Origin of the sequence: Flaviramulus basaltis (assembly GCF_900114265.1) — a bacterium.
GTDB classification, from domain to species: domain Bacteria; phylum Bacteroidota; class Bacteroidia; order Flavobacteriales; family Flavobacteriaceae; genus Flaviramulus; species Flaviramulus basaltis.
The window spans coordinates 1-2,710 of the sequence record NZ_FPKV01000021.1 but is presented as its reverse complement, the minus strand read 5'-3'; the positions used below and the strand labels follow the sequence as shown (position 1 = coordinate 2,710).

The following is a 2,710-nucleotide window of genomic DNA, read 5'->3' as shown; positions in this document are numbered from 1 at the left end:
ACTCTTTCTTTTAAGGTAAGTCGTTTGTGTTTTTTTACTTCCATTGTAACAAATCTATAATTTTAGATTTGTTGCGTTAAGTTATTGAATGGAGGTGTCATTTCATATATTGCACACAACGTGTTTGTGTAAGGATAGTTGCGCGTGCAAGGAACTAACTTACTAAAAATGGACCGAACCAGAGGAAAATCCGTAGGATTTTCCGAGTAGGCAAGAACTAAGCAATTATTTTTACACGGTGTTGACAAATCGTTATTTTTTTCTTTCAAAACATAAGTCGGTTCCATCTACATAAGATTGTCCTATTACCATTAAATCATTTTGAGATTTATACGTCCATTTACTATCCAAAATTTTGACAAGCCATACCATTGGTTCATTTGAATTGGTAGAATTACTTAAGTAGTCTTTTTTAAATTCATAACTATATTCTCCTTTTTCAAAACCTCCTATGCCTCCATTTTCAGTTACAACTAAAATTCCATCTGGTTTAAAATTGTAAATGATATTTTCATTTGAAAAATCCCAATTCCTATAATCAACCCAAAGCACTATTGATCTAGTTAATTTCCACTCCCCAAGAATTTGGTCGGAATTTGTGATAATATCGAGTTCGCCTTCTATACAATCAGTGTAATCTTGCTCTAGAATAGGATCAGAGTCATTTTTTATGTTTTCAGTACAACTGACAAAAGAGTTTATTAGTATAATAAGAAATATAATCTTTTTCATATTTTTATTTTTCAAATGTTTGCCAACGTTTATGTGTAAGGAACGTTGCGTGTTTGTGTGCGAGGATTTTCCGAAGGAAAATCAGATGCTAGCAAACAAAGCAACGACCAAACGGTTGAACTAAAATAAGCAATGTTTTTTACACGGTGTTGTACCCAGTTTTTTATTTTTAGATTGGGTCTCCATCAGTCCAAATTAACCAATTATTCCCAATTCCATAAATCTCAATAAAACTTGAATCAGATTGATAAAATCCTCTTTCGGTTTGTTTTGGGTCACAGGTTGTCCAAGTCAAATGCAGAGTGCCTATAGGATATTCATATTCAGTTCCATATTCCACAGTTTTACATTCAGAGCTAACTCCAACAGATATCCACTTAATTTTCTTTTCATTTAATTCTTTAGATAACGCATTATCCAAATCTTTCGGATAAGTGAATTTTCCTTGATTTGAAATGGCGAATGGGTCTTTTAAAATCCGTTGTGTCAAACTATTCCATTCAGCTTGTTTTTTATAAAATTGTTCGATTTTTTCAGATACAATTTCTTTCCTTTTTTCTTTATTGTTTTTGCAAGACAAAAAGATAAAAGTTAGTAAAAAAATTAGAATTATGGTTTTTATCCGATTCATTTTTCAAATTGGGTACAACGTGTTTGTATATGGTTTGTTGCGTGGTTTAGCACGTAATTTAGCAAATAAAAACCGAATAGAAAATCCGCGAGGATTTTCGTAAGTAGGCTAGAACTAGCAATAAATTATATACGGTGTTGTGCAACGTTTTTTACATTATTTCTACTAATTTATCGGATAGTTTATTCACAATTTCTTCATTTGAAATAGCGTCATTCAAAATCTTTTCATAAGTGATTTGAGTCTCCGAGTTTTCAAATGTCAAGGTTTCTGTTTCATTCTCGTAACTCCATTTACCTTGTTCATTTTCTAAAAGTTCAATTATTTTATTAATTCCTTGTCCATATTCAATATGACCATTGATGTAAGGTATGAAAATAGGCTTTTGGATTGAATCTTTATTCGTTAACCCTTTAATAAAGCCTTTATATGATTTATTATTTCTGTCGATGTTTTTTGTTTGGGTTTTTAGATACTCAACTCTATTTTGCACAAACGATTTGAAATTTTTAGACTCATTAATATATTCTTGAATTATTTTTTTTTGAAATTTATATTCTCCTTTTTCATTTAATATTGTAAAGTCTAAAATCCGAGGTTCTGCAAATGCATTATATGCATTGTTCCAAGCAATATTTACGCTATCTGCTTTTTTGAAATATTTTTTTAGCGTTATAAAAACTTTCCTTTCTTCTCCAACACTTGTTTTAATTAAGTCATCAATAGATTTTTTTATGTCAGTAGATAATTCCGAATAGTTTGTGTCGGTTGAATCTGGATTTGCCAATGTCTTTTCCTTATATTCAGACACAGCTTCTTTTAAATCATCTATTGGTTTTTCTCGTTCTTTTGCTATTTGTCCAAATTCACTAATTGAACCAAATAGCATTAAAGTAAGCACTATGTTAAAAGCTGTAGTTCCTCCTTTTTCTTTTTTACCAAGAACAAACCAAAATAATAATGCTATTAATGTTGGAATTATGATAATTCCAAAAAGAGAACCAATACTTAAACCAATTACATAAGCATCAAAACCATAAATTCTGATGTTAAATAATAACGTTATTAGCGCTACAATTGAAGCATAAATTATGTTAGATTTTGATAGTTTAAAAGGGTGTTTCATTAATTCTCAATTTTTTATCAAATGTTGTACAACGTTTATGTATATGGAAAGTTGCGTGTTTGTGTGCGAGGATTTTCCGCAGGAAAATCAGAAGCAAGCAAATAAAGCAACTAACATTAGTTAAGCTAAAACTAGCTATTTTTTATATACGGTGTTGCCATTTCGTTGTTTTTTCATGATTCAAATTATCCGACTAAATTCTGCTTTTCACTTTTTAGCAA

3 protein-coding genes are annotated in these 2,710 nt (G+C 30.1%); all 3 read right to left on the bottom strand.

Going from position 1 to position 2,710, the window contains the following annotated elements:
• Positions 1-252: 252 nt before the first annotated feature.
• Positions 253-732 carry a hypothetical protein gene (locus BT151_RS18280; RefSeq protein ID WP_072403808.1) on the bottom strand — a complete coding sequence of 160 codons (480 nt, stop codon included), beginning with the start codon at positions 730-732 and terminating at the stop codon, positions 253-255.
• A gap of 169 nt (positions 733-901) precedes the next feature.
• On the bottom strand, positions 902-1,222 hold the full coding sequence (locus BT151_RS18275) for a hypothetical protein (RefSeq protein WP_171946669.1): 321 nt from the start codon (positions 1,220-1,222) through the stop codon (positions 902-904).
• Positions 1,223-1,514: 292 nt separating this feature from the next.
• The gene (locus BT151_RS18270) at positions 1,515-2,489 is read right to left on the bottom strand and encodes an NADPH-dependent FMN reductase family protein (protein WP_072403806.1); all 975 of its coding nucleotides are present in this window, start codon (positions 2,487-2,489) and stop codon (positions 1,515-1,517) included.
• Positions 2,490-2,710: the final 221 nt, after the last annotated feature.

Bases quoted from the DNA above. Each gene is read 5' to 3' on its own strand.
- BT151_RS18280 (WP_072403808.1), bottom strand. From the start codon at position 732: ATGAAAAAGATTATATTTCTTATTATACTAATAAACTCTTTTGTCAGT.
- BT151_RS18270 (WP_072403806.1), bottom strand. From the start codon at position 2,489: ATGAAACACCCTTTTAAACTATCAAAATCTAACATAATTTATGCTTCA.